This is a genomic window from Actinobacillus pleuropneumoniae, from assembly GCF_003290385.1.
Taxonomy (GTDB): Bacteria; Pseudomonadota; Gammaproteobacteria; order Enterobacterales; family Pasteurellaceae; genus Actinobacillus; species Actinobacillus lignieresii.
In genome coordinates this window covers 825,000-850,967 of sequence record NZ_CP030753.1, presented here as the reverse complement: position 1 = coordinate 850,967, position 25,968 = coordinate 825,000, and the positions used below count along the sequence as shown (strand labels likewise).

Sequence of the window (25,968 nt, the reverse complement as noted above, 5' to 3'; positions counted from 1 at the left end):
GTTATTCCTTCAATCGTAAAAAATACCGTATTCTAACAGAAATTTAAGGTAGAATATACGCATCCTCCTTAGCCATTTTCAATTATCAATTTTAAGTTAAAAAATCATGTCATTAACAACAAAACAAGATCTCCAAAAGCAAGAACAAGAACTTCGTCAAGCGGTCGAATTTGCACTGAATTTTGCCAAAAAATCAGGCGCAGAAGCGGAAGTCGGCGTCACTAAAGTTGCCGGACTTTCGGTTTCAACTCGTTTAGAACAAACGGAAAATATCGAATTTAATAATGACGGCTCACTCGGGATTTCGGTATATGTCGGCAAACGTAAGGGTAATGCTTCGACCTCGGATTTACAACCGCAATCGATTCAACGAGCGGTCGAATCCGCGTTAGCGATTGCAAAATATACCTCGGAAGACGAGTGTGCGGGTTTAGCCGATAAAGAGATGATGGCGTTTGAAGCACCGGATCTGGAACTTTATCACCAAGCGGATATTTCGATCGAACAAGCGGTTGAATTAGCTTTAGAAGCGGAGCATCACGCCCTGAATGCGGATGAGAAAATTGTGAATAGTGAAGGCGCAACCTTTAATTCGCATAGCGGTGTGAGAGTGTACGGCAATACTCACGGAATGTTACAAAGCTACCTCTCCAGCCGTTATTCGCTGTCTTGTAGTGTGATTTCCGCCTATGAAGATCAATTGGAACGTGATTATGAATACACGATTTCACGTGAGTTCGACAAATTACAATCGCCGAAATGGATCGGTCGTCAGGCAGCGTTTAAAGCGGTTGATCGTTTGAATCCGCAAAAGATCAAAACCTGTGAAGTGCCGGTAATTTTTTACAACGATGTAGCAACTGGTTTAATCGGACATTTAGCCGGTGCTATTAGCGGCGGAGCGTTGTACCGTAAATCGAGTTTCTTATTAGATAAATTAGGCACGCAAATTTTACCAAGTTGGTTTGCAATCTCTGAGCGCCCGCATTTATTACGTCAATTAGCTTCATCCGCTTTCGATAGCGAAGGGGTAATTACCCAAGATAGAGAAATTATTACTGACGGTGTATTGCAAACTTATCTGATGACCAGCTATTCGGCGCGTAAGATGGGCTTAAAAACGACCGGACACGCAGGCGGTATTCATAACTGGTTAGTCAAACCGAATCGTACAGGCGGTTTGGATACGCTTCTAAAAGAGATGGGTAGCGGTTTATTGGTGACTGAATTTTTAGGCTCGGCAATTAATGCGGTAACCGGCGAATATTCGCGCGGTGCGGCAGGTTTTTGGGTGGAAAACGGCGAGATTCAGTATCCGGTGGCGGAAATTACCATTGCCGGTCAATTGCAAGAAATGTATAAAAATCTGATTGCAGTGGCGGATGATATCGAGCATCGTTCGAATATTCAAACCGGTTCGATTTTATTGGATAAGATGAAAATTTCCGGCGAATAAAAATTTACAATATTGAGAATAATTCTTATTGACATTATTAATAAGATTTCTTAGAATGAACTCAGTTACATTGTTAGGGTAATGTAACAAATGCTAAATAACTTTATCGTCACCTAAAGTTATAAAGCAATTAGGGTAAAAGTAAATTCGTTAGGTTCAAATAGCTAATCCGAAAGGATTAGCTATTTTTTTACAAAAAATTGAGCGAATTTAACCGCTTGTCTTTCAGTTAAAACAAAAGGCGAACAATGCGTTCGCCCTGTAAAATGTTATAAACAGTTTTTATCGCCGCGAGAAAGACTAATAACGCCGGATCGTACGATTTCGACTATTGTCGTTTCTTGTTTTACCGCTTCAATAAACGCATTCAGTTTTTCACTGGTGCCGGCTAATTGCACGGTATAAAGTTTCGGCGTAATATCAACAATTTGCCCGCGGAAAATATCGACCATTCGTTTTAATTCGTCACGAGATGAACCTGTCGCACGCACTTTTAATAATAAGACTTCACGTTCAATATGCTCGGTAGGGCTTAAGTTTGAAACTTTGAACACGTCAATCAATTTATGCAATTGCTTTTCGATTTGCTCAAGGACGTTTTCATCGCCTTGGGCAACGATTGTCATACGTGAAAGCGTTTCATCGTCAGTCGGCGCAACGGTTAAACTTTCGATATTAAACCCACGTTGAGAAAAAAGGCCTACCACACGGGATAATGCACCCGATTCGTTTTCGAGTAATACTGATAATGTTCTACGCATCTGTTCTCTCCGTTTTGCTTAAAATCATCTCATTCATCGCACCGCCGCGAATTTGCATCGGGTAAACGTGTTCGGTTTCATCTACTTTTACATCGACAAACACTAATTTGTCTTTGATAGCAAAGGCTTGGGTGAGTTTTTCTTCCAATTCGTTCGGGTGATCAATCGTAATGCCGACATGACCGTAAGCTTCGGCTAATTTGGCAAAATCAGGCAGTGAATTCATATATACCTGTGAATGGCGACCGGAGTAGATCAGATCTTGCCACTGCTTTACCATACCTAAGAAGCGATTGTTTAAGCTCACAATCACAACCGGCGTATCATATTGTTTCGCCGTAGAAAGCTCTTGAATATTCATCTGAATCGAGCCGTCACCGGTTACACATACTACAGTTGCTTCCGGATGGGCGAATTTTACGCCGATTGCTGCCGGTAAACCGAATCCCATGGTACCGGCTCCGCCCGAGTTGATCCAGCGACGAGGTTTTTCAAACGGATAATGGAGTGCGGCAAACATTTGGTGCTGACCGACATCCGAAGCAACATAGGCATCACCATTGGTAATTTTATGAATTAATCGAATGACTTGCTGTGGTTTGATTACATCTTTACTTACTTCAAAATTTAAGCACTGACGAGCTTTCCATTCATTAATCTGTTGCCACCAAGCGGTCAAATCCGCTTGATTTTTTGCAAGATTTTCTTCTTCTAAAAGGCTGAGAAATTCTTCCAAGACATTTTTTGCGCTACCCACAATCGGAATATAAGCCGGAACGGTTTTTGAAATAGAAGCCGGATCAATATCCACGTGAATGACTTTTGCATTCGGGCAATATTTCGCTAAATTATTCGTGGTACGGTCATCAAAACGTACGCCAATGCCGAGAATCAAATCGCTTTCGTGCATTGCGTTATTCGCTTCGTAAGTACCGTGCATACCGAGCATACCTAAAAATTGTTTGTTTGATGCAGGGAAAGCGCCTAAGCCCATTAACGAACTGGTTACCGGTAAGTTTAACTTCGTTGCAAAGTCGGTAAGTTGCGTTGCACATTCCGCAGAGATAATCCCTCCACCAATGTATAAAACCGGTTTTTTTGCCACTAATAGGGCTTTTAATGCCTTTTTAATTTGCCCTTTATGGCCTTGTACGGTCGGGTTATATGAACGTAGTGAGACTTCTTTTGGATATTCATAGGTAAATTTATTCGCCGGATTTACCATATCTTTCGGAATATCAATTAAGACCGGACCGGGGCGACCGGTTGAAGCAATATAAAAGGCTTTTTTGATTATTGAAGGAATATCTTCCGGATTTTTGATCATAAAACTGTGTTTAACCACAGGGCGTGAAATACCGAGCATATCGCATTCTTGGAAAGCATCCGTACCGATTAAAGCGGAAGGCACTTGACCGGTTAAGATCACAAGCGGGACGGAATCGGCATAAGCGGTGGCAATACCTGTGATCGCATTGGTTGCACCGGGACCGGATGTTACTAATACACAACCGACTTTACCGGTTGAGCGAGCGTAACCGTCCGCCATATGGACCGCGGCTTGCTCATGGCGCACAAGAACGTGGTTAATATTATCCAGCGTATGAATCGCATCATAAATATCTAATACCGAACCACCCGGATAGCCGAAAACGTACTCTACGCCTTCGTCTTTCAAGGATTGAACAACCATTTCTGCTCCGGAAAGTTTTTTCATTGAATCCTCCAACGATTTTTAAGTGAAATATTGTGTTTGCTTTATAATGAAAATGATTCTGCAAAAAAATAAAATGTTTGTCTAGGGGGCGGAAAGCTTTTTTGAAAGCGATATAAGCGGTTTAAAATACTTTTTATTTTGTATATTTAGAATTTTATAAAATGAAATAGTATGGTTTAGACTTAGAAAGTATTTTTAACCAGATTTTATAAAATGAGAAGAATTTAATTTTTTTGTTAAGAAAGGTAAAAATATTCGGAATAGGTAGTGAGAAAAGGAAATAGTGTGAGATTTATCACACTATTTTTAAATACGGTTAATCAATATGATTATTTTCAATTGGATTTGATTGTTCGACGGGTTTATTGGCGATCATTTCTTCCACTTCCGTCGCAAGTTTCGCAATCGCATTTCGATAAGTAATTTCGAGTGTTTCCGTACTGGTTGCGATTACCCCCTGATCAATTAAGAAACCGTCATTAACATCATATACCCAGCCGTGAATCGAGAGTTTCTTACCTCGCTTCCAAGCGGCGGTAACAATAGAACTGCGCCCTAAGTTATAAACTTGCTCGGCAACGTTTAAGCGGGTAAGCATATTGGCACGTTGCTCGGAGGGAAGATTACCGAGTAAATAGCTGTGTTTAAACCACAGATCACGAATATGCAATAACCAGTTGCTGATTAAACCGTAATCTTCGACAGTACCAATTGCAGCTTGGATACCACCGCAGTTAGTATGACCGCAAATAATAATATGTTCGATCTCCAATACATCTACCGCATATTGCACGACGGAAAGACAATTCAGATCGGTATGGATAACTAAATTTGCCACGTTACGATGAACAAAAAGCTCGCCCGGACCTAAACCGGTTAATTTTTCGGCCGGAACACGACTGTCCGAACAGCCAATCCAAAGATAAGTCGGCTTTTGATGCTCGGCAAGTTGTTTAAAATAATCCGACTGTTCGTCTTTCATCCGAGTTGCCCAAGCATGGTTATTGGCAAACAATTTTTCTATCTGTTTCATGGTTCAGCCTTGTTAAAAATTTGTTACTAAATCTTTCTGCATTCTAGCATAGAATAAAAAAGCGGTCGAATTTGTAAAAATTATACAAATTCGACCGCTTGTAAATCGGGTTTTGAATTATTCAACTAATGAAATTTTAGCGGCTGATGCACCGCGTTCACCGTTAATCAGCTCAAATTGTACCTTTTGACCTACTTTAAGCGAACGATATCCTTCGCTCTGAATTTCGGAAAAATGCGCAAAAATATCGCCTTCGACATTATCGCTTGTAATAAATCCGAATCCTTTCGCACTATTGAACCATTTCACGATGCCAACTTCCATAATTCTCTCCTATCTTACGGCATTGATATTACGCGGTGCATTGTAGTCAAAAAAGTGAACCTCACAATCGGAAATGTTTGAAAATTCGAACAAGATCACAAAATTTTTTAAAATACGGAGGTTTCTAAACGCAATGATCCTTTTTCTACAATAATAGCCTTACCGAATTTCTTAACAAGCGCTTCTTTCGCTTTAGTTTCGTCGAGCGTATATATCGGCGTAGAGTTTAAAATGCGAGTTAAGCCGTCCATTAGCACCGGTAAAAACATTTGTAATTCGTCTTGGTATTTTGCTGGAGTGGCGGAATAGTTAAGCAAACGTACATCTTGCAAATATAGCGTACCTTTTTCCGCATCATAGTAGGGAACCGTATCCATATTCAGATAAATTTGGGCATCGTATTTTTTCCCTTTGGCTTGCAAGATACCCTCGATCACACCTGAAACGGCGACTTTCTTTTCATCGGTCTGCCCGATTTCGGTAGCAAGATTGTAAAGATGATAATCCAATTGAAATAGCCCTGGGATACCGACTTTGTCTTTTAATGGGATTTTCTCCGCCAAACGGGTTTCAAGATATCGATTGATTTCCTCTTGGCTGATAGTGAATGCATTTACATTGGCTATTAAGAACAATGAAAACGATATAGCGGTAAAGAGGAGTGTTAAGCACTTTTTCATGATATTTCCTTGTATTCAAGACGGCTTATTCTAGTTTTGTTGTGTGAAAAAGAGTAAAATAATTCCTTTTTAATTTGGATGGGACTATAGCAATTTCATTCAATGAAGGAAATAAAATGATTAAAAAATTTGTCATCTGTCTCTGCGTTTGTGTGATTGCCGGCTGTGCTGTCGGCGGTAGTGCGAGTGTAGGCGGAGGCTCAAACGGTGTGGGTGCGGGCTTCAGTTTAGGAACCGGTATTCGCTTTTAATTTGTAAATAATAAGTGGAATATGACCGCTTGTTAAGCTGTTTATAGACTGTTTATCTATAAGGAATTTGAATGAAATATGAATTAAAAACGACCAGCGGCAATGCGCGTCGCGGTCGTTTAACGTTTTCTCGCCCGAAAGGCGAATATGTGGTTGAAACGCCGGCATTTATGCCGGTCGGTACCTACGGTACGGTAAAAGGAATGACGCCGGAAGAAGTAGCGGCAACCGGTGCGCAAATTTTATTAGGCAATACTTTCCATCTGTGGCTGCGCCCGGGGCAAGAAGTGATGAAATCACACGGTGATTTACATGGCTTTATGCAATGGCACGGTCCGATTTTAACCGATTCGGGCGGTTTCCAAGTATTCAGCTTAGGCAAATTACGTAAAATCAAAGAAGAAGGGGTAACTTTCCAAAACCCGATTAACGGTGAGAAAATTTTCCTTTCGCCGGAAAAATCGATGGAAATTCAATACGATCTCGGTTCGGATATCGTGATGATCTTTGATGAATGTACGCCGTATCCGGCAACCTTTGATTATGCTAAAAACTCAATGGAAATGTCATTACGTTGGGCGAAACGTAGTCGAGATCGTTTTGACGAGCTACAAAATCCGCGTGCGTTATTCGGAATCGTACAGGGCGGGACTTACGAAGAGTTGCGTAAGATCTCGGTAGAAGGTTTGGTCAATATCGGTTTTGACGGTTATGCGGTCGGCGGTTTGGCGGTAGGCGAACCGAAAGAAGAAATGCACCGTATCCTTGAATTTACCACACCGTTATTACCGCAAGATAAACCTCGTTACCTAATGGGAGTAGGAAAACCGGAAGATTTAGTTGAAGGTGTACGTCGCGGTATTGATATGTTCGACTGCGTAATGCCGACCCGTAATGCACGTAACGGACATTTATTTGTCAGCAACGGTATCGTGAAAATTCGTAATGCGAAATATAAAACGGATACCACACCGTTAGATCCGGAATGCGATTGCTACACTTGTAAAAACTATACGAAAGCCTATTTATATCACTTAGATAAATGCGGTGAGATTTTAGGCGCGCGTTTAAATACGATTCATAACTTACGCTATTATCAACGCTTAATGGCACAGATTCGCCAAGCGATTGAAGAAGATCGTTTTGATGATTTTGTGGTTGAATTTTATGCCAAAATCGGTAAAGAAGTTCCGCCGTTACAATCGGAAGTGAATAAATAATTCCAAATTTTTTATGGCACAAGTTTAGGCTTGTGCCTTTTTATCAAAGGGTGATTAGATAGAGAGGTGATTATGCAACAACTTGAACCGCAACAATTCGCCAGCTGGGCGGAACCGATAGATATGTTGTACGCTTGCCACAGCAAGGTAAAACGTTTCTGCAAGCAGTTACAAATTTTACCTGAGTATTTGGCAAAAAACGGGGTAAATCAGGCAGTTAAAAACGATGTGCAGCAAATTATCAATTATTTTAATCTTTCCGCACCGTTACATCACGAAGATGAAGAATGTGACTTTTTCCCCGCATTAATTCAAGTGCAACCGCAGGCTCAAGCCGATATTGATGAACTGGAGAGACAGCATGAATCGTTACACCAAAATTGGGCATTACTGTCCGCTCAATTAGAAGCATTAGTGACAGGAGAGCGTAATGATGTGGATCCGCTGCTTATCGCTCGCTTTATTGCCGGATACGATGTTCATATTGCAATTGAAGAGCCGTTATTTGAACTCGGTCGGACCCATTTGGCGCAATCCGAATTAGAGCGTATGGGTAAAATTATGGCGGAACGTCGTAAAGTCGCTTAATAGACAATGATAAAAACGTATCAATTGGATTTACGTCAATACCGCTGCCCGTTACCGCTATTAATGACTAAAAAAGCATTAAACCGACTAGCGTTAAACGAACGGTTGGTAGTATTGCTTGATTTAGCGAGTAGCGTACAAGATTTTGAATTGTTGTGTGAGGAATACGGTTATGAACTCGTGCAAGATACGCAAATCAGCCAGTATCATTCCTTGAGTATTCGCAAAAAGTAAGCGGTTGTTTTTACAAGCTTTTTGCAAAAATAACCGCTTAATTGATAGAAGACTATGACCAACCGTTATGACGTTTACGACGCGGTAAGATAAACGGAATAATTAATCCGAGTAATAAACCTACCGCAAGTACCGAACCGCCATAGATAAACCACTGAATCACAATTTCTCGTTTGGCAGAGTCATGCATCGTTTCCAAATCTCGATTCTTGTTTTTCAGAATATCCAACTCTCGCTTCAATTGAGCATTTTGATCGAGAAGTTGGCTACTTTGCTGTTCGGCTTGTTGGCTGCGGCGTTGCATTTCTAACGTACGTTGTTGCCAATCCGCATCAATCTTACCTAATTTACTACTTAAATCCTGTACTTGCTGTTGCAGTTGAGGAATTAAATCTTTCGGGCTTGCAGTCTGAGAAATTTCAGAGGCAAGCACCCATCCCTCTCGATTTCTGCTATCACGAATTAAAACAAAGCGATCTTTCCGGTCTAATACCGTTACTTTTTCACCGGCTTGAACAGCACCTGAAATTTTGTATTGATCACCCGCACCTTTTCGCATATAAGTACTGAGATTCTCCGTAATATAATCTGCGGAAAATACCGGAGAAGAAAGACCAAGTAAGGTATAAGCAATTAGGATTAACTTCCGTTTTAACATAATCGAGTCCTTTTAGATGAAAGGGAAAGATATGTTTAAACATACTTTCCCCGAACGATAAAATTAATAAAAAATCATTAATAAGATTTCATAGATAACAATTGCAATGATTGCGCCTGCCGGTAATGTGACGACCCATGAGGCAACAATATTACGAATAATACCTAAGTTTAAGGCTGCAATACCGCGAGCAAATCCGACACCTAAGATTGCCCCTACAATGGTTTGTGTCGTTGAAATAGGTAAACCGGTACCTGAAGCTATTACTACGGTAGTCGCACAAGCAAATTCGGCAGAGAAACCGCGGCTTGGCGTTAAATCCGTAATACCGGTACCCATCGTTCCCAGTACTTTATAGCCCATGATAAGCATACCGGCTGCGATACCCGCCGCACCTAACGGTAGAATCCATGAAGCCAATGCCGCTTTCCCTTCCACAACACCGCCGCTATGCACGATAGATACCACTGCGGATAACGGACCGACCGCATTTGCCACATCGTTCGAGCCGTGTGCGAATGCCATTGAACAAGCGGTTAAAAGCATTAAAATACTGAATACTTTTTCTACACCACCAAATGCAGCACCTTGAGCGCGTTTTGCAAATGCTTCGCTACGGAAATAGAAGTAACAAGTTACTACGGCGACGGCTGCGATGGCTGAGGAAATAAGTACGGTTTCCGTTGTGGTTAAATGCAAACCGACATGTTTTAAGCCCTTAGTCATAGTCACGATACTTAAAATAAAAGCGGTAAGTGCCATATAGAGCGGGCCGTACTTTTGCGCATTTTTCATCGGTTCATCGGTATCGAAAATAAGTTTTTGCGTACTAATAAAAATCCAATAAGCGACAAAACCGGCGATAACAGGTGTAATAAACCAGCTACCAACAATCCCACCCAATTGTTTCCACTGTACGGCTTCGCTACCGACAGTTAAACAGCCGAAACCAATAATTGCCCCGATAATCGCGTGTGTTGTAGAAACAGGCCAACCCATTTTGGATGCGACTAATAGCCAAAAACCTGCGGCGAAAAGCGCCGACATCATGCCTAATACCAGAATATCCGGCTTATCGGCAAAAAATGAGATATCAATAATACCGCTTTTAATTGTTTCGGTTACTTCTCCACCTGCAAGATAAGCACCGGCAAATTCAAAAACCATCGCAATTACGATAGCCTGGCGGGCGGTAATCGTACCGGAACCTACCGATGTTCCCATTGCGTTAGATACGTCGTTAGCCCCGATACCGAAAGCCATAAAAAAACCAAAAATTGCAGTAATAATGACTAAAATATTGCCATATTGCTGAATGAGTTCCATTCTTTTCTCCTACGCTTTAGCTAACATTAGCTCGATTCGTGAACCGACACGTTGAGCTTGATCAGCTAAAATGCTCACTCGTTCAATACATTTATATAAAAACATTACATCAATCGGATTCAGATTTTTTTCTAAACCTAATAGCGTATGACGTAAACTTACTTGAAGTTGATCCGTATCGTCTTCAATTTGATCAAGTTCTAAAATCATATTATTAACAAAGTGACGTTCTCGACCACGGAAACCGGTTTCAAGTAATTCGTCCATTTCATCTAACACTTTACGAATTTGGCGACTGGAATCCAGACTACGGAAGAGGAATTGACGGAATGCGGGCTGCATAATTTCCGGTATGACTAACTGGCGACCGATAATTCGGCCGGAAATATCTCTAGAATAATTAGCTAATTTATCTAATTGCGTAACAATCTCTAATAGATCGCCACGTTCTACGGGTAAAAATAAACCGCGCGGAAGTTTTAAACGAATTTCGCGTTTTAAAGCATCAGCTCGGCGTTCTAAATCAATAATTTGCGCTCTAATATCCGCAGCTTTATCCCAATCACGGTCAAAAGTCGCTTCAAAAAAAGGTTCGAGTAATTCACTACATTCCGTTACTTTAAAAGCAAGTTTTTGTAGTGGAGTAAGCGGCGATTGTGCGAATAAACCAAAAATGTTATTCATTGCCATAAGGTATCTCCGTTGTGAATAAAATTTTACTTGATTCCGTCTTAGACAAAATCTTGTATATTTTACTTTATATAAAATAAAAGATCACGGGGAGGAAGTTAAAAATATGAGAATAAGCGACCTGTTTTGTAAGATTTTTTATACAGTTAAGTCGCTTGATTTTGGGATGCGGTTTATTTCGATTTTGATTAAATATGGTGTATCACCAACCGTTTACCGTGCAAGGTTAATACTTCGGCATCAAGATTGAATATATTTTTTAAATTTATCGGCGTAATAATTTCTTCGGGCGTACCGACCATAGCGATTTGTCCGTCTTTCATTGCGACAATCGTATCCGCATAAGCCGCCGCCATATTGATATCATGAACAACCATAACGGTTGTCAGATTAAGCTCATCGGTTAATTCTCTTAGTAATTTCATCAATACTTTAGCGTGAAACATATCCAGATTGTTGAGCGGCTCATCGAGCAAAATATGATGAGTTTTTTGGCAGAATGTCATAGCGATTAACGCTCTTTGTCGCTGTCCGCCGGAAAGTTCATTTAAGAATCGATCTTTTAATGCGGATAATTCGAAACGTTGTAACGCTTCTTCTACGATGTTTTTGTCTTCTTCACGGATTCTTCCTTGATGATGCGGATAACGTCCGAACATCAGTAAGTCGTTTACCGTAATGCGACTATGAATGACATTATCTTGCGTTAAAATTGCTAAATTTTGAGCGATAATTCGAGAATCGGTAGAGCTGATATCGTAATGATCCAACAAAATTTGACCGCTTTGAATGGATTGCAAATGCGCAATAAGCGAGAGTAGCGTCGATTTACCCGCTCCGTTAGCTCCGACTAGTGCAGTAATACCGCCGTTAGGAATATGTAAGTTGATATTATTTAAAATAGTGGCTTGACCAATTTTATGTGTAATATTTTTAACTTCGATCATCTTATTTCTTCTGCTTTAAAATTAAATAAATGAATACGATCCCGCCGGCAAATTCAATAACAACACTTAACACGCCTTGCATTTTAAGTAACTGCTCAAAGACAGCCTGTCCAAGCACAAGAGTGATAGAGGAGATAATCACCGTCATCGGTATTCTGACGCTATGGGCAATTACGGGGCTGATTGCATTCACTAATGCGCATACCAATAATCCTAAAAATAGAATAGGACCGACTAAAGCGGTTGAAACGGCAACCAACAACGCACAACAAACGAGTAATTGTCGTGTAAATTGAGAATAGTTTAATCCTAATCCGATCGCTCTATCTTTACCAAGTAATAAAATGTCTAATTTATGGCGATGATGCCAAATCCAACAAGCGCTTAATATCGTAATACTGACGCTAATCCAAAGCAATGTAGGGTTAGCAGTATTGAAACTTGCAAATGAGGTACTTTGCGCAACCGCGAATTCTTCGGGATCAATCATTCGTTGCAGTAAATTATTTAAACTACGAAATAACACACCGAATATAACGCCGACTAAAATCATTCGGGCAAGATCGGTATTATTTTTATTCAGCGTGCGGAACAATAAGAGTGAACCGAATAACATAAGCGAAGTTTCGATCCCGAATTTACTAATAAGATCCAATTGCGTAAACCCAACACCGCCTAAAGTAAATACTAAAGCCGTCTGTATTAAGAGATATAACGAATCGAAGCCTAAAATACTCGGAGTTAAAATAGGATTATTAGTTAATGTTTGAAATAATAATGTTGAAACGCCGATAGTATAAGCAATGGTTAAGAGTAAAACTAATTTTTTGCCTCTGAACGGTAAGACAAAATCCCAGTTGCCGTTAGCGTTATATGCCATAAAGAATAGGCTACTGGCGAATAAGATTCCGGTTAAAAAAAACAATATATTAGAGGTACGCATTATTTTTTCCCTCTAAACAGTAAATAGAGAAAAACAACCGTTCCGCAAATCCCGAAGATGGTCGAGATAGGTACTTCATAAGGCGCATTGACCACACGTCCGATAATGTCACAAAGTAAGACTAAGTTCGCGCCGAGTAATGCTACTGAAGGTAAATTCTGGCGTAAACGGTCACCGGCTAAACGAGAAATGATATTAGGTACAACTAATCCGATAAACGGAATTTGTCCGACCGTAACTACAACCACCGCGGTAATCATTGCAACCACAATTAACGCAAACCAAGTCATTTGGCGGTAATTGATACCTAAACTGGTACTGATATTTTGACCTAATCCGGCAATGCTGAGTTGTTCCGCCATAATATATACAAGGACGGCCAGCCCGGCTGTTAGCCATAATAATTCGTAACGCCCTGCTAAGATACCGGAAAAGTCGCCTGAGAACCAAACGGATAATAATTGTAAAGAGTCGGTTTCGTATGCGACGAAAGTAGTAATGGCCTCAATAATATTACCGAATACGATTCCGATGAGCGGAACCATCAACTTTTGATGGGGGGGTAATCGACGAAGCAGCAGCATAAAAATCCCCATACCGATTAATGCGCTTAACGTTGCAAAGGACATTTTCATAATAAGCGGTGTGGCAGGAAACATTAAGCTGACAATTAAGATACCGATTGCCGCACTTTGGCTGGCTCCAATCATACTGGGTTCAATAAAACGATTTTTAAGTACGATTTGAAGTACCATTCCGGCAATACCAAGTGTGGCACCGACAAGTACAACGGCAAGCGTTCTGGGTAATCGACTGATAAAAAGTAATTCAAGCTGTTCGGTATGAGTGAAAAGATCTCTCCATTGGAAATCGGCAACCCCTACTGAAATACTCAATAGAAAAAGTAAGACCAGAAATAAAAAATTTAAAGCGGTTAGTTTTTGCATTATTTTTATAGGGATATTAATAATCAACGATGGCACATATATTGAGATATGTGCCATTTATCTATCTAACGGTTAAACTTTTTAAGTTATTTTGAAAATGCTTTTTTGATATTCGTCAGATCTTCACGCATTTGAGTTACACCGCCTGCCGCTAAATATGCGGAGCTACTTAAATAAACCACTTGATTATTTTTCCAAGCGTTTGTTTGATGTACTAATGCATTATCCAGTACTTCGCGAGCCGTTTTGCCTTCTTCACCGATTGCAGCGGTACGATCTAACACGAATAACCAATCCGGATTCACTTTTTGTAATAATTCGAATGATACCGGTTGTCCGTGACTTGTCCCTTTTTGTCCGACGTTTTCAATCGCCATCGGAATATCAAGAGCGGAGTGGATCCAACCTAAACGCCCTTTATTACCGAAAGCAGACATTTTTCCACCGTTTACAATCACAATTAAACCGTTACCTTTGCCTTTTACCGCAGATTTGGTTTCTTGAAGTAATGCTTCGATTTCCGTTTTTAATTGTGTCGCTTTTTCTTCTTTATTGAATAGCTTACCTAAATGTTCGATTTCTTGTAAGCCTGCTTGTAGCGTATTTAAATTGGTCGGAATACTTAAATCAATCGCATTTGAAATGGTTTTTACATCATCTAATTTTGCGGCGGAACGTGTCGCGACAATAATAAGATCCGGTTTTAACGAATTTAATGCTTCTAAATTCGGCTCGAAAAACGTACCGATATTTACCGCTTTTTCAACCGCAGGTTTTAAATAAGGAAGGGTTTTAGTTACATCGGGACTACCTGCGATAGGTACGTCCAAATGAGATAAAATATCAATAGCAACCGCATCAAAGACGGCTAACTTAGCCGGTGTTTGAGTAAACGTTACATCGCCGCGAACAGTCGGAATAGTCACTTCTTTAGCCAATACGGATGTCGTAAGTGTCGCTGCAAGCGTTAAGCCGAATAATACCTTTTTAAACATAATGTACATTCCTTTAGTGAGTAGATGTAATGAAAATGATTAGCAATAATTCTATTCGGATTTTTTATAATGTAAAGTAAAATTTAAGCGTTCGATTTTCACTGAACATTTGCAAATTTCAATTTATGCAAAATTCCGTTAAACTAATTACTTATATCACTAACTGAAAGAGTATGAATATGCCTGAATACACGCCAACTAATAAAGAGAATTCAAGGGACAAGCAAGTGGAACAAATTGCGATTGCTCCTCACTCTATCGAAGCGGAACAAGCCGTATTAGGCGGTATTATGCTCAATAACGAACATTGGGATAACGTTTCCGAACGTATTCAAGCCGGTGATTTTTATAACTATGCACATCGTACTATTTTCGAGCAAATGGTGGAGTTGGTACGTCATAATCAACCGATTGATATTATTACGTTAGATCAAGCGTTGAAAGATAAAGGCGTACTACAAGATGTAGGCGGTTTTGCCTATTTGGCAGAGTTATCTAAGAACACGCCGAGTGCGGCGAATATTCTTGCTTATGCCGATATTGTCCGTGACCGTTCGGATCTGCGAGGGGTGATTTCGGCCGGTAATCAAATTGCGGAAATGGCCTATCATACCAAAGGCAGAAGTTCAAAAGACGTGTTGGATGAAGCCGAGCGAATTGTGTTTGAAATTGCAGAGAAACGCAATTCGGCGAATGAAGGCCCGCAAAAGATTGATGATATTTTAATTAATACGCTTGCTCGTATCGAAATGCTTTCTAAAAATCGTCATAACGGCGGAGTAACGGGAGTTTCAACCGGTTTCCTCGATTTAAATAAAAAAACCGCAGGTTTACAGCCGTCGGATTTAATTATCGTTGCGGCGCGTCCGTCTATGGGTAAAACTACGTTTGCGATGAACTTATGTGAAAATGCTTCGTTACTGGATGTAGAAGATCCGAATGATTTGGACGAATACGGTAATCCTCGCAAAAAGCCGGCGAAACCGGTATTAATTTTCAGTCTTGAGATGCCGGCGGACCAAATTATGATGCGTATGTTGGCTTCGCTTTCTCGCGTGGATCAAACCAAGATCCGAACCGGACAAATTCATGACGATGAAGATTGGGCGAAAATATCCAGTACGATGGCAATCTTGCAAGAGCGCAAAAATATCTATATTGACGACAGTTCCGGCTTAACGCCGACCGAATTACGTTCTCGTGCAAGACGTGTATATCGTGAGAACGGCGGGCTAAGTATGATCATGGTGGATTATTTGCAGTTAATGCGTGCGCCGGCGTTTTCCGATAACCGAACCCTAGAGATTGCCGAGATTTCCCGATCTCTGAAAGCGTTAGCGAAAGAATTACAAGTGCCGGTTGTGGCACTTTCTCAATTAAACCGAAGTTTGGAACAACGTGCCGATAAACGACCGGTAAACTCGGATTTACGTGAATCCGGCTCTATCGAGCAAGATGCGGACTTAATTATGTTTATTTATCGTGATGAAGTGTATAACGATAATTCCGATTTAAAAGGTATTGCCGAAATTATTATCGGTAAGCAGCGTAACGGTCCGATTGGACGAGTGCGTTTAACTTTCCAAGGACAATATTCAAGATTTGATAACTATACAGGCGGAGCCTATGACGATGAGTACTAATCTCTGTGCGATTTATAAAAGCCCGAAAAGAGAAGGAATGTTTCTGTATGTGGCAAAACGAGACCAATTTGACAATGTTCCGGAAGCGTTACGTCAAATGTTCGGTAAACCGCAATTTGTGATGCTTTTTAATTTAAACGGTGAAAAGCAGCTCAAGCGGTCAAAAAATGAAGAAGTTTTGCAAGCGATCGAAACACAAGGCTTTTTCCTACAGATGCCGCCTCCGCCGGAAAATCTGTTAAAGGCCTTTCTCGAGCAAAATAGAGGAGAAGCATAATGCGTTGTCCGTTTTGTGCCGCAGAGGAAACCAAAGTCGTCGATTCCCGCCTTGCCGCAGACGGTTATCAGATTCGCCGTCGTCGTGAATGTACGAGCTGTAAAGAACGTTTTACGACATTTGAATCGGCGGAATTAGTTGTGCCTTATGTGATTAAAAATAACGGCAATCGAGTGCCTTTTGATGCGAATAAATTAAGAGTCAGCTTAAGTCGGGCTTTAGAAAAACGTCCGGTCAGTGCGGATGACTTAGAAAAAGCAATCAGTAAGATTATTATTCAATTGCAGTCCACCGGCGAGCGAGAAGTGCCGAGTAAATTAGTCGGTAGCCTTGCTATGGATGCGCTAAAGCAATTGGATAAGGTTGCCTATATTCGATTTGCTTCGGTATATCTTAGCTTTGATGATATTGAAGAGTTTACCAAAGAAATTGAGAAGTTAAGAGAATAGAGAATATTAAGAGCATACGACGGTATTTTAGTCGTCTCTTTTAGCGCTTCTATCGAAATGCAAGCGGTTGATTTTTGTTAAATTTTTACAAAAATCAACCGCTTGTTTATATTTGGAGTTTACGTTTATTCAAATAGTCCGGCGTGAAGTGCGCGAACCACTTCGTCCGCTTCGTCATTTTTAATAAGCGTACAAACGTTGTTTGTGCTTGCGCCGTAGCTAATTAAGCGAATATTGAAATTCTCAATCGTATGGAATAACTGTTTAGCCACACCGGCTTGCGTATGTAAATTATTACCGATAATTGCGATTAACGCTAAATCGTGTTCCACTTGTACGTGGCAATAAGCGTTTAATTCGTCCAGTAATTCTTTTGATAACATATCCGCACCGGATGATGCCGAACCGGTTTTATCCAAAGTTAATGCTACGCTGACTTCCGATGTAGTAATTACATCTACCGAAATTTTGTGTTTTGCCAGAATAGCGAATACGTTAGCTAAAAAGCCTTGCGCGTGAAGCATTGAAAGGCTGGATAGCGTTAATAATGTTTGGTTACGACGTAACGCAATTGCACGGAACGTCGGGCGCGGTTGCGGATCACGCGTTACCCAAGTACCGCCTTGTTCCGGTGCTTTGCTTGAGCCGACATAAACAGGAATGTTACTGCGTACGGCAGGTAATAAAGTTGCAGGGTGTAGCACTTTTGCACCGAAAGTCGCCATTTCCGCCGCTTCGTTAAATGCCATGGTATCAATACGCTGTGCATTTGGTACGACACGCGGATCGGTTGTATAAATACCCGGTACGTCCGTCCAAATTAATACGTCATTCGCATTTAGCACTTCCGCTAATAATGCCGCAGAGTAATCCGAGCCGCCACGACCTAAAGTGGTCGTTTTACCCTCATCATCTCGACCGATAAAACCTTGAGTAATCACGACATTACCTGCTGCAATTAGCGGTTTAATAATCGCATCGGATTGCTGTTGCGTTTTTTCGTCATTTGGTGCGGCTTTGCCATAATTGCTATTTGTCGCGACAATGTCACGCACATCTACCCATACTGCCGGGAAATTACGTTCTTTTAGCAACTGAGTAAAAATTTTAGTGGACATCATTTCACCGTGACAGATTAATTCATCGGTTAAAGCGTTGGATGTAGCAAGACTTGCAGATTCCGCTAATGCGGCGATATGTTGTAATAATTCGTCGATTTCAGCGGAAACTTCACTTTGATTTTGTAATTTTTCAATGATGTTGTATTGAATGGTACGTACCGCATCCAAGATTTCTTCACGACGTTCTTTTTCACAACCGTTCGCTAATTCTACTAAATAATTAGTTACGCCTGCAGACGCAGAAAGTACGACAACACGCGTATTGGCATCTGATGTTACGATATTCGCACAAGATGTCATTGCGTCGAAATTTGCTACACTGGTTCCACCGAATTTTGCAACCGAAAGATGAGACATAATAAGAATTTCCTATAAATCAAAAATAATAGATGATATGTGTAGTGGATATTCGAAAGGAAATTGAGTAGATTAGGCGGTTTGATTTAAGAACCAATTAATCAGAGCACTCCATTTAAACTTACGTTAAATGACAGCTGATAGGATTCAACCTGACTCAGCCGATGTTCATTCCAGTCTAGTGAATTCACACCTCGGCAAGCACTCCCATCATTTAATCCTCAAACGGCCCTAGTTGCCTTGGATTAAACTGCCTGAGTGTTGCGCCTCTCCCGCAATGATAAAATCATTACTTCCTTCCGTAATAGTACGGAAAGCGTGTATAGAAATACCTTTTTCTTATAAATGTGTCAAACGATATTTATTCGGAATGATAAGAATGCTTAAGGATTGGGCTAATTTGAGAAGAATTAGGCTTGAAAATAAAAGAGGTCGGATCTTTAATTCGGCTTTATAAAAAAATTAAATGTTTCCGACCTCGATAAGGGAGATTAATTATTTTTCATTTTTTTCCGATGCTGCCGTTTTATGCGCCGCCATTTTTTGGCGGATTTCACGGCGTTGTTTTGAAAGTTCGGCATTGCGAATCATATAGTCGTCCACACGATTTTCATAATCGTCACGCATATTCGCAATAATGGCACGAATGTCTTCCACCGTCATCGAATCGCTAATATATTGATTCAAGTTATCTAAAAGTAATACGCGTTTTTGGTTATCGCGAATTTTGCGATCATTGTCCGCCGTTTCACGATGGAGTTTGTTTTTTAAACGGTATAGATGAACATAATCCAACATATCTTGGAAAGATTGTTTTTTAACATCAGCCATTTGAAGATCCTCTTGGTTAGTAAATATTAAAACTAATCGAATCCTAGACTTTTTAATTTGATTCGTCAAAATGTTTTATTCCACTTTATTTATTTGTTCAAAGAAACAACGATACCGTCAAATTAATGAAGAAATTTTCTATCGATTCGTAGTAAAAATGATAGAATCTTAATATTTATCTTCATCGTTTGTTTATAAGGATATTTTTATGTCGTCGTCTAAACAATTAATGCCGAGAGAGTTTGCTGCGATCGATTTGGGATCGAACAGCTTTCATATGATTGTGGCACGCATTGTAAACGGTTCAATCCAAATACTTTCACGCTTGAAGCGTCGAGTTCGCTTGGCGGACGGTTTAGATGAAAATCGTATTTTGAGTCAAGAAGCGATTACAAGAGGCGTAGAATGTTTAGCGTTATTTGCCGATCGTTTGCAAGGATTTTCTGCGGAAAACGTGAAGGTGGTCGGGACTTATACTTTGCGTCGGGCGATTAATAATGAAGACTTTTTAACACAAGCGGCTGAAGTATTTCCGTTCCCTATTCAAATCATTTCGGGGCAAGAAGAAGCGCGTTTAATTTATTCCGGGGTCAGTCATACTCAACCTGAACGCGGACGAAAGTTTGTGGTGGATATCGGCGGCGGTTCGACGGAAATGACGATTGGCGATAATTTTACGCCGTTACGTGCCGAGAGCCGTCATATGGGATGCGTGAGCTTTGCCAAACGATTTTTTGCAAAGGGCGAGTTAAACATTGAACGTTTTGACAGCGCTTATCAACTTGCAATGGAAAAAATTGAAGATTTGGCTTGGGAATATCGTCAGCTCGGTTGGCAACACGTTTTAGGTTCGTCAGGTACGATAAAAACCGTTCAAAAAGTTTTAATTGCGAACGGTTACCGTGACGGATTAATTACAGAAGAACGTTTACAGGCTTTAATCGACGACTGTTTACGTTTTAATTCGTTAAATAGCATCCAGATGAAGGGTTTACTTGAGGAACGAGCCGACGTTTTAGTTCCCGGATTAGCTATTTTGCTCGCGCTTTTCCATACTTTCAGAATCGAATCGATGCGTTATTCCGACGGAGCTTTGCGAGAAGGCGTGATGTACGGGTTAGAGAAAAGTTTTCAAGTCGGCGATATTAGACAGCGTACTGCAGAAGCATTGGCGGAGCAGTTTAATATTGATCAGCAACAGGCGAATCGAGTAGAACATACGGCATTGGAATTATTCGAGCAAGTGAAAAGTTGGCGTAACCGTCGCCAAACGGCGGAATTGTCGAGTATGCTGAAATGGGCGAGTTTGTTGCATGAAATCGGGATCGTCATCAATCATAACGGCGTTAATAGACATTCCGCTTATATTATTGCGAATCGAGACTTACCCGGATTCGATTTTGAACAGCAGAATTTATTAGCAACCTTAATGCGCTTTCATCTTAAAGGTTTCAAACGTAGCGATATTCGTAGTACCAATCGTTATCAGCATCGCGATATTCTTACCTTACTAAGATTATTCAGATTGGCCGTTTTACTTAATCGTTCTCGTCAAGCGACGGTAACCTCTAAAATCTTAAACTTGCATATTGATAATAACGAATGGTTTCTCTCGTTCGATTCGGGTTTTTTAGCTAAAAATCCTCTCGTTCTGGCAGACTTAGAAGAAGAAAAAAAATATTTGTCTTCGCTAGGCTTAGTACTCAATGTGGGTTAGTCCTGTCAAAGAGGCATAAATATTTATGCCTCGCGTTTTATAAAATTTTGATCTAGTTCTCATTTTTCCCTTTTCTTCCTTGTTATTTCTAAGATAAGTCTTTAACCTACTATTATTGGAGTATATCTTCATTTATGGAGTGTTTGCTGAATTGATACGGCAATCTATGTAATAGTTAATTTAAGGTAAGGACTGTTAATATGTTATTAGGTGATTTATCTCGTGCGGATTATGCGAAATCGTTACCCCCTGTTTTTGCGCGTTTATGTGAAAAACTTAAAAATTTAGATTTAGTTAATCTTCCCTTAGGTTGGCAGGATCTTGAAGAGGGTGTTCGTATGAACGTGATGGAGTTCGAAACCTCGCCGGCGGAAGAGAAAAAAGCCGAAATGCACCGTAAATTTATTGATATTCAATTACTTATCTCAGGGGAAGAAATGATTGAATATGGTTTGAGCGAGCCTGATTTAGCACTGTATGACGAATATCGAGATGAAGACGACTATCAACTTACCGATAAAATCGAACATAAAAACGAGTTGATTTTACAACCGAATATGTTTGCGATCTTTCTTCCTTACGAACCGCATAAACCGGGAAATGCGGTAGGCGGACAAAATAAATTACTTAAAAAACTTGTGGTGAAAGTACCTGTGAGTTATCTATAGGAGGCGCAAATGTCTGCTCGAGGTAAAATATTAGATACAATCGGTGCGTTACAAACCAGCCTGACCAAAACGGAAAAGAAAATCGCATCGGCGATTTTGGCTCAGCCTGAAATTTTAAGTCAGAATTCTCTTTCTGAGGTTGCCAAGCAATTGGATGTCGGTGAAGCTACCTTTATTCGATTTTGTAGAACGCTGGGTTTTAAAGGCTATACCGATTTTAAACTGGATTTGGCCATCGAATTAGCCACGCAAGAAAAACGCAGTAATTCCATTTTTGATACGGATGTATCGGAAAGCGATACACCGAAAGAAATTGCGGTTAAATTGCAAAGCAGTTTAAATAATGTGATTGCGGAAACAATCAATCTATTGGATTTCCAAGAGTTGGAATATGTGGTTGAGGAATTACAAAAAGCGCAACGTATTTTCTTATTCGGTGTCGGATCGTCGGGGCTTACCGCAGAAGATGCCAAACATAAATTGATGCGTATCGGCTTACAAACCGATGCGGTTACCAATAACCACTTTATGTATATGCAGGCATCATTGCTACGTGAAGGCGATGTTGTGATTGGTATCAGCCATTCCGGTTATTCCGACGAGGTAATCAGTGCGTTGAAAATCGCACGAAAAAATCATGCGAAAACCATTGCGATTACTCATCATATTCGTTCGCCGATTACCAATGTGGCGGATTATGTGTTGATTAACGGTAATCGACAAGGTCATATGCAAGGAGATTCGATCGGGACCAAAATGGCGCAATTGTTTGTACTTGATCTGATTTACTCGCTTTTGGTTAAAGCGGAGCCGGAAAAATCGATTCAGCAAAAACAAAAAACTTTAGACGTAATCTTAGAACAACGCGTTCACGGTCGATAATCGATAAATTACAAGCGGTCGAATTTGCAGAAATTTTTGATATTATGTAGTGATTTCACAAAGACCACTTAACTAAATTCTATTAAAATCCTTGTAATTTTTATCAATTACAAGGATTTTTATTTATAAGCGGTGCTGATTTTAGTAAAATTCACTTGACATTCATTTTCAAAGGATCATCCTAATGACAGCACAGCACAGCACAGCACAGCACAGCACAGCACAGCACAGCACAGCACAGCACAGCACAGCACATGCACAACTTATCACTAAATTGCAAGAAATTTTTCAAATCAATCAGCCGGATTTAGATTTCGGTATTTATCGCATTCTCAATTCTCGCCAAAACGAAATTCAGCAGTTCTTAACTCGCACGTTACCAAACAAAATCAATGGTGCATTTAATGGCAATTTTGAACAGGCAAACAGCGTTTACAATCATCTCTATACTTTCTTTTCACGCTATTACGACCAAGGCGATTTTATCAGCCAACGCCGTTATAAAGGCGACACCTACGCTATTCCTTACGCAGGCGAAGAAGTCATGCTCCATTGGGCAAATAAAGACCAGTATTACACCAAATCGGGCGAAAATTTCAGTAATTACGCGTTTACGTTGGAAAACGGCAAAAAAGTACAATTCCGCCTTGTAGAAGCCGACACAGCAAAAGACAACCGCAAAGATAACGACCAGACCCGAGTGTTTGCGTTGATTGAGCCACGCATTCAAACCGCCACAGATGAAAACGGCGATGAAATCCAAACCGATATTTTGCCATTTGATATTCAAGGCGATTTACTCACCATTCGTTTTGAATACAACGTGGTAAACAAAAAAGAAAAACAGGCGGATTACATCACGCAAGCGGTGGAAAAAATAAAAACTTTTGCCATTAGTGATGAATTTTTGGATATTTTAAAACCAATGCCAACAGAGAAAAACAAAACTCGCACCTTGTTGGAAAAATATCTCACTGATTACACCGCTAAAAATACCGCTGATTATTTTATTCACAAAAATCTCGGCAAGTTTTTAAATCAAGAGCTTGATTTTTATATCAAAAATGAAGTGATGAACTTGGATAACATTCAAGACAGCACTGATTTTTCTCATATTGAGCAAAACTTACAAACCATTAAAACCTTAAAAACGGTGGCAAAAGAAATTATCGCCTTTTTAGCCCAGTTAGAAGATTTTCAAAAGAAATTATGGCTGAAAAAGAAATTTGTCGCAGGTTGTCATTATCTGATTACGCTTGATTATTTAAATGAAGAGCAAATACAGACGGCATTAAATAATCCAAAACAAACCGCCCAATGGCAAGCCTTGTTTAACGTGGATACAAGTGGTAAAAATGCGACAGAAATTTGCCAAAATTATCCGCACTTGGTGGTGGATACGTCTTTATTTGAACCGAAATTTCAAGCCGAAGTATTGGGTGAAATTGAGCATTTGGACGATAAAACAGGCGGCTTGCTAATTCACTCTGATAATTTCCAGGCCTTAAATTTATTGCAAGAAAGATATAAAGAACAAGTGAAATGTATTTATATTGATCCGCCGTATAACGCTAATTCTTCGGAAATTTTATATAAAAATACCTTTAAACATTCTGCTTGGTTATCGCTTATGAGTAACAGAATAGAACTTGGTAAAAATCTTTTGGCAAGAGAATCCTCTCAAGCTGTTGCTATTGATGAAGTTGAACAAGAATTATTGGGGCAATTATTAAGTCTAACCTTTACTGATTGGACAAAAGTTGCATTGCCGATAGTCCATAATCCAAGAGGACAACAAGGCAAAAATATATCGTATGTTCACGAATACTTTTATTTGATATATCCAACAGATAGCGAAAAATATATTGCTGATGTAAAACGAGCTGAAATTGATTCTAGAAATTTACGAGATAGTGGTACTGAATCAGACAGAACTGATGCGAAAAATTGTTTTTATCCATTTTATGTTAAAGATGGAAAAATTATCGGAATTGGTGATATTCCTGATGATGATTTTCACCCTAAAACAGCCAATGTTCTATTAGATGATGGCGTGATAGCGATTTATCCATTGAATGAAGATGGGAATGAAAAAAAATGGCGATATGCACGACAATCAGTGGAAAAAATTTTAGATAAATTAGAAGCAAAATCGGGCAGAAGTAGTATTCAAATTATTTTTAATAAAGATACTGGTGTAATGCGAAGTCTTTGGATTGATCCTAAGTATGATGCAAGTGAATATGGAACAAAAGTTCTTCAAGCCGTTTTAGGTGTTGAAGACGCAAAAAATTTCTCTTATCCGAAATCTATACATACAGTTAAGGAAATTGTTTCCGCTCAATTAGGTAGCAATGAAGATAATTTTGTTCTCGACTATTTCGCAGGCTCTGGCACAACTGCCCACGCTGTTATCAACCTTAACCGAGAAGATAATGGCAACCGTAAATATATTTTGGTGGAGCAAGGCGAGTATTTTGATACGGTGCTAAAACCACGCGTGCAAAAAGTGATTTTCGCTAAAGAGTGGAAAGACGGCAAACCGCAAGTGGACAATGGGGCGTTTGGTGGCGTATCGCAAATTGTCAAAGTGCTAAAACTGGAAAGCTACGAAGACACACTCAATAATCTAGAGTTACGCAAACCTGTACAAGATTTGGCGGATATGGGCTTATCAGAGACGGTGCAAAACGACTATTTATTGCACTATATGCTAGACGTGGAAAGCCGTGAGAGTTTGCTCAATACGCAACATTTCACCAAACCGTTTGATTATCAGCTCAATATCGCTACCACGTCTGCGGGAGCATATGAGACGAAAACCATTGATTTGGTGGAAACCTTTAACTATTTGATTGGCTTACGAGTGAGTGAAATTAACGACAAGCGTGAAAATGGTTTGGTAACAGTGCAAGGCACGAATGCAAGCGGTGAAAATGCGTTGGTAATTTGGCGTGATTGCGAAAAATACGATTATGACAAACTCAATCGCTATTTGGACAGCCGAGATATTAACCCGCAAGACAGCGAATTTGATGTGGTTTATATCAATGGTGATCACAATGTGCCGACCGTTTTTGCAGGCAATGATGAAAGCGTAAAAACGCTGAAAGTGCGGTCGATTGAAGCAGAGTTTTTACAACGGATGTTTGAATGACAAATCTCCCCTAACCCCTCTTTACTAAAGAGGGGAATAGATTTGTGAAAAATTGTAGATCTCTATTCTTCATCAAGATCCCCCCTTCTATTTACT

26 protein-coding genes and 1 riboswitch are annotated in these 25,968 nt (G+C 40.1%); of the genes, 12 read left to right on the top strand and 14 right to left on the bottom strand.

Features of this window, described 5'->3' with window-relative positions:
- The first annotated feature begins 106 nt into the window (after positions 1–106).
- Positions 107–1,456, top strand: a complete 1,350-nt coding sequence (gene pmbA, locus DRF63_RS03880) for a metalloprotease PmbA (RefSeq protein ID WP_005597118.1) — start codon at positions 107–109, stop codon at positions 1,454–1,456.
- A gap of 269 nt (positions 1,457–1,725) precedes the next feature.
- On the opposite strand, the gene ilvN is transcribed toward pmbA, so the two are convergent.
- The 5 genes from ilvN to DRF63_RS03855 all read right to left on the bottom strand — a co-directional run bounded on the left by ilvN (position 1,726) and on the right by DRF63_RS03855 (position 5,971).
- Positions 1,726–2,217 (bottom strand): acetolactate synthase small subunit, encoded by a 492-nt coding sequence (gene ilvN / locus DRF63_RS03875; RefSeq protein ID WP_005597116.1) that lies wholly within the window; start codon positions 2,215–2,217, stop codon positions 1,726–1,728.
- Positions 2,210–3,934: an acetolactate synthase 3 large subunit gene (locus DRF63_RS03870; RefSeq protein WP_005597115.1), complete on the bottom strand. Its 1,725-nt coding sequence runs from the start codon at positions 3,932–3,934 to the stop codon at positions 2,210–2,212. The genes ilvN and DRF63_RS03870 overlap by 8 nt, the downstream gene beginning before the upstream one ends.
- Before the next feature lie 316 nt (positions 3,935–4,250).
- On the bottom strand, positions 4,251–4,967 hold the full coding sequence (can, locus tag DRF63_RS03865; RefSeq protein ID WP_005597113.1) for a carbonate dehydratase: 717 nt from the start codon (positions 4,965–4,967) through the stop codon (positions 4,251–4,253).
- Positions 4,968–5,084: 117 nt separating this feature from the next.
- On the bottom strand, positions 5,085–5,291 hold the full coding sequence (gene cspD, locus DRF63_RS03860) for a cold shock domain-containing protein CspD (RefSeq protein ID WP_005597111.1): 207 nt from the start codon (positions 5,289–5,291) through the stop codon (positions 5,085–5,087).
- Between the two features lie 107 nt (positions 5,292–5,398).
- Positions 5,399–5,971 (bottom strand): YceB family lipoprotein, encoded by a 573-nt coding sequence (locus DRF63_RS03855; RefSeq protein WP_005620830.1) that lies wholly within the window; start codon positions 5,969–5,971, stop codon positions 5,399–5,401.
- A gap of 116 nt (positions 5,972–6,087) precedes the next feature.
- Here DRF63_RS03855 and DRF63_RS11355 point away from each other — a divergent pair, with 116 nt between their 5' ends.
- From DRF63_RS11355 to DRF63_RS03840, 4 genes are all read left to right on the top strand, one after another.
- Positions 6,088–6,222 (top strand): hypothetical protein, encoded by a 135-nt coding sequence (locus tag DRF63_RS11355; RefSeq protein ID WP_005597107.1) that lies wholly within the window; start codon positions 6,088–6,090, stop codon positions 6,220–6,222.
- 71 nt (positions 6,223–6,293) lie between these two features.
- Positions 6,294–7,442, top strand: coding sequence for a tRNA guanosine(34) transglycosylase Tgt (gene tgt / locus DRF63_RS03850; protein WP_005597105.1), 1,149 nt, complete (start codon positions 6,294–6,296; stop codon positions 7,440–7,442).
- A gap of 72 nt (positions 7,443–7,514) precedes the next feature.
- Entirely contained in the window at positions 7,515–8,030 is a 516-nt protein-coding gene (locus tag DRF63_RS03845; protein WP_017357669.1) for a hemerythrin domain-containing protein, read from the top strand.
- A 6-nt stretch (positions 8,031–8,036) separates the two neighbouring features.
- Positions 8,037–8,264, top strand: a complete 228-nt coding sequence (locus DRF63_RS03840; RefSeq protein ID WP_005597100.1) for a sulfurtransferase TusA family protein — start codon at positions 8,037–8,039, stop codon at positions 8,262–8,264.
- Positions 8,265–8,316: 52 nt separating this feature from the next.
- Here the strand turns inward: DRF63_RS03840 and DRF63_RS03835 are convergent, their stop codons facing one another.
- From DRF63_RS03835 to DRF63_RS03805, 7 genes are all read right to left on the bottom strand, one after another.
- Entirely contained in the window at positions 8,317–8,922 is a 606-nt protein-coding gene (locus DRF63_RS03835; RefSeq protein ID WP_005597098.1) for a TIGR04211 family SH3 domain-containing protein, read from the bottom strand.
- A 63-nt stretch (positions 8,923–8,985) separates the two neighbouring features.
- On the bottom strand, positions 8,986–10,248 hold the full coding sequence (locus DRF63_RS03830; RefSeq protein ID WP_005597096.1) for an inorganic phosphate transporter: 1,263 nt from the start codon (positions 10,246–10,248) through the stop codon (positions 8,986–8,988).
- A gap of 9 nt (positions 10,249–10,257) precedes the next feature.
- A complete protein-coding gene (locus DRF63_RS03825; protein ID WP_005597094.1) occupies positions 10,258–10,938 on the bottom strand; it encodes a TIGR00153 family protein in 681 nt (226 codons plus the stop codon).
- Between the two features lie 188 nt (positions 10,939–11,126).
- Positions 11,127–11,885, bottom strand: coding sequence for an iron ABC transporter ATP-binding protein (locus tag DRF63_RS03820; protein ID WP_005597092.1), 759 nt, complete (start codon positions 11,883–11,885; stop codon positions 11,127–11,129).
- A gap of 1 nt (position 11,886) precedes the next feature.
- A complete protein-coding gene (locus tag DRF63_RS03815; RefSeq protein WP_005597090.1) occupies positions 11,887–12,828 on the bottom strand; it encodes an iron chelate uptake ABC transporter family permease subunit in 942 nt (313 codons plus the stop codon).
- Entirely contained in the window at positions 12,828–13,775 is a 948-nt protein-coding gene (locus tag DRF63_RS03810; protein WP_005597088.1) for an ABC transporter permease, read from the bottom strand. The genes DRF63_RS03815 and DRF63_RS03810 overlap by 1 nt, the downstream gene beginning before the upstream one ends.
- 86 nt (positions 13,776–13,861) lie before the next feature.
- Complete coding sequence (locus DRF63_RS03805) at positions 13,862–14,770, bottom strand: siderophore ABC transporter substrate-binding protein (protein WP_005597086.1); 909 nt, start codon at positions 14,768–14,770, stop codon at positions 13,862–13,864.
- Between the two features lie 179 nt (positions 14,771–14,949).
- Here DRF63_RS03805 and DRF63_RS03800 point away from each other — a divergent pair, with 179 nt between their 5' ends.
- The 3 genes from DRF63_RS03800 to nrdR are packed head-to-tail and all read left to right on the top strand — an operon-like array spanning position 14,950 to position 17,139.
- On the top strand, positions 14,950–16,413 hold the full coding sequence (locus DRF63_RS03800) for a replicative DNA helicase (RefSeq protein ID WP_005618968.1): 1,464 nt from the start codon (positions 14,950–14,952) through the stop codon (positions 16,411–16,413).
- On the top strand, positions 16,403–16,690 hold the full coding sequence (locus DRF63_RS03795) for a YcgL domain-containing protein (RefSeq protein WP_192876864.1): 288 nt from the start codon (positions 16,403–16,405) through the stop codon (positions 16,688–16,690). Before DRF63_RS03800 ends, DRF63_RS03795 begins: the two co-directional genes overlap by 11 nt.
- Positions 16,690–17,139, top strand: a complete 450-nt coding sequence (gene nrdR / locus DRF63_RS03790; protein WP_005597079.1) for a transcriptional regulator NrdR — start codon at positions 16,690–16,692, stop codon at positions 17,137–17,139. The genes DRF63_RS03795 and nrdR overlap by 1 nt, the downstream gene beginning before the upstream one ends.
- A gap of 125 nt (positions 17,140–17,264) precedes the next feature.
- Here nrdR and lysC read toward each other — a convergent pair whose 3' ends face one another.
- Positions 17,265–18,617, bottom strand: a complete 1,353-nt coding sequence (lysC, locus tag DRF63_RS03785) for a lysine-sensitive aspartokinase 3 (protein ID WP_005597077.1) — start codon at positions 18,615–18,617, stop codon at positions 17,265–17,267.
- Between the two features lie 96 nt (positions 18,618–18,713).
- Positions 18,714–18,897, bottom strand: a riboswitch (Lysine riboswitch).
- Positions 18,898–19,112: 215 nt separating this feature from the next.
- Positions 19,113–19,448 carry a DUF496 family protein gene (locus DRF63_RS03780; RefSeq protein ID WP_005597075.1) on the bottom strand — a complete coding sequence of 112 codons (336 nt, stop codon included), beginning with the start codon at positions 19,446–19,448 and terminating at the stop codon, positions 19,113–19,115.
- Positions 19,449–19,656: 208 nt separating this feature from the next.
- On the opposite strand from DRF63_RS03780, the gene ppx reads away from it, so the two are divergent.
- The 4 genes from ppx to DRF63_RS03755 all read left to right on the top strand — a co-directional run bounded on the left by ppx (position 19,657) and on the right by DRF63_RS03755 (position 25,872).
- A complete protein-coding gene (gene ppx, locus DRF63_RS03775; RefSeq protein WP_005597073.1) occupies positions 19,657–21,165 on the top strand; it encodes an exopolyphosphatase in 1,509 nt (502 codons plus the stop codon).
- Between the two features lie 200 nt (positions 21,166–21,365).
- A complete protein-coding gene (gene nanQ, locus DRF63_RS03770) occupies positions 21,366–21,833 on the top strand; it encodes an N-acetylneuraminate anomerase (protein WP_005597071.1) in 468 nt (155 codons plus the stop codon).
- A 9-nt stretch (positions 21,834–21,842) separates the two neighbouring features.
- Positions 21,843–22,715 (top strand): MurR/RpiR family transcriptional regulator, encoded by an 873-nt coding sequence (locus DRF63_RS03765; RefSeq protein WP_005597069.1) that lies wholly within the window; start codon positions 21,843–21,845, stop codon positions 22,713–22,715.
- Between the two features lie 274 nt (positions 22,716–22,989).
- Entirely contained in the window at positions 22,990–25,872 is a 2,883-nt protein-coding gene (locus tag DRF63_RS03755) for a site-specific DNA-methyltransferase (protein ID WP_005597066.1), read from the top strand.
- The last annotated feature ends 96 nt before the right edge of the window (positions 25,873–25,968 follow it).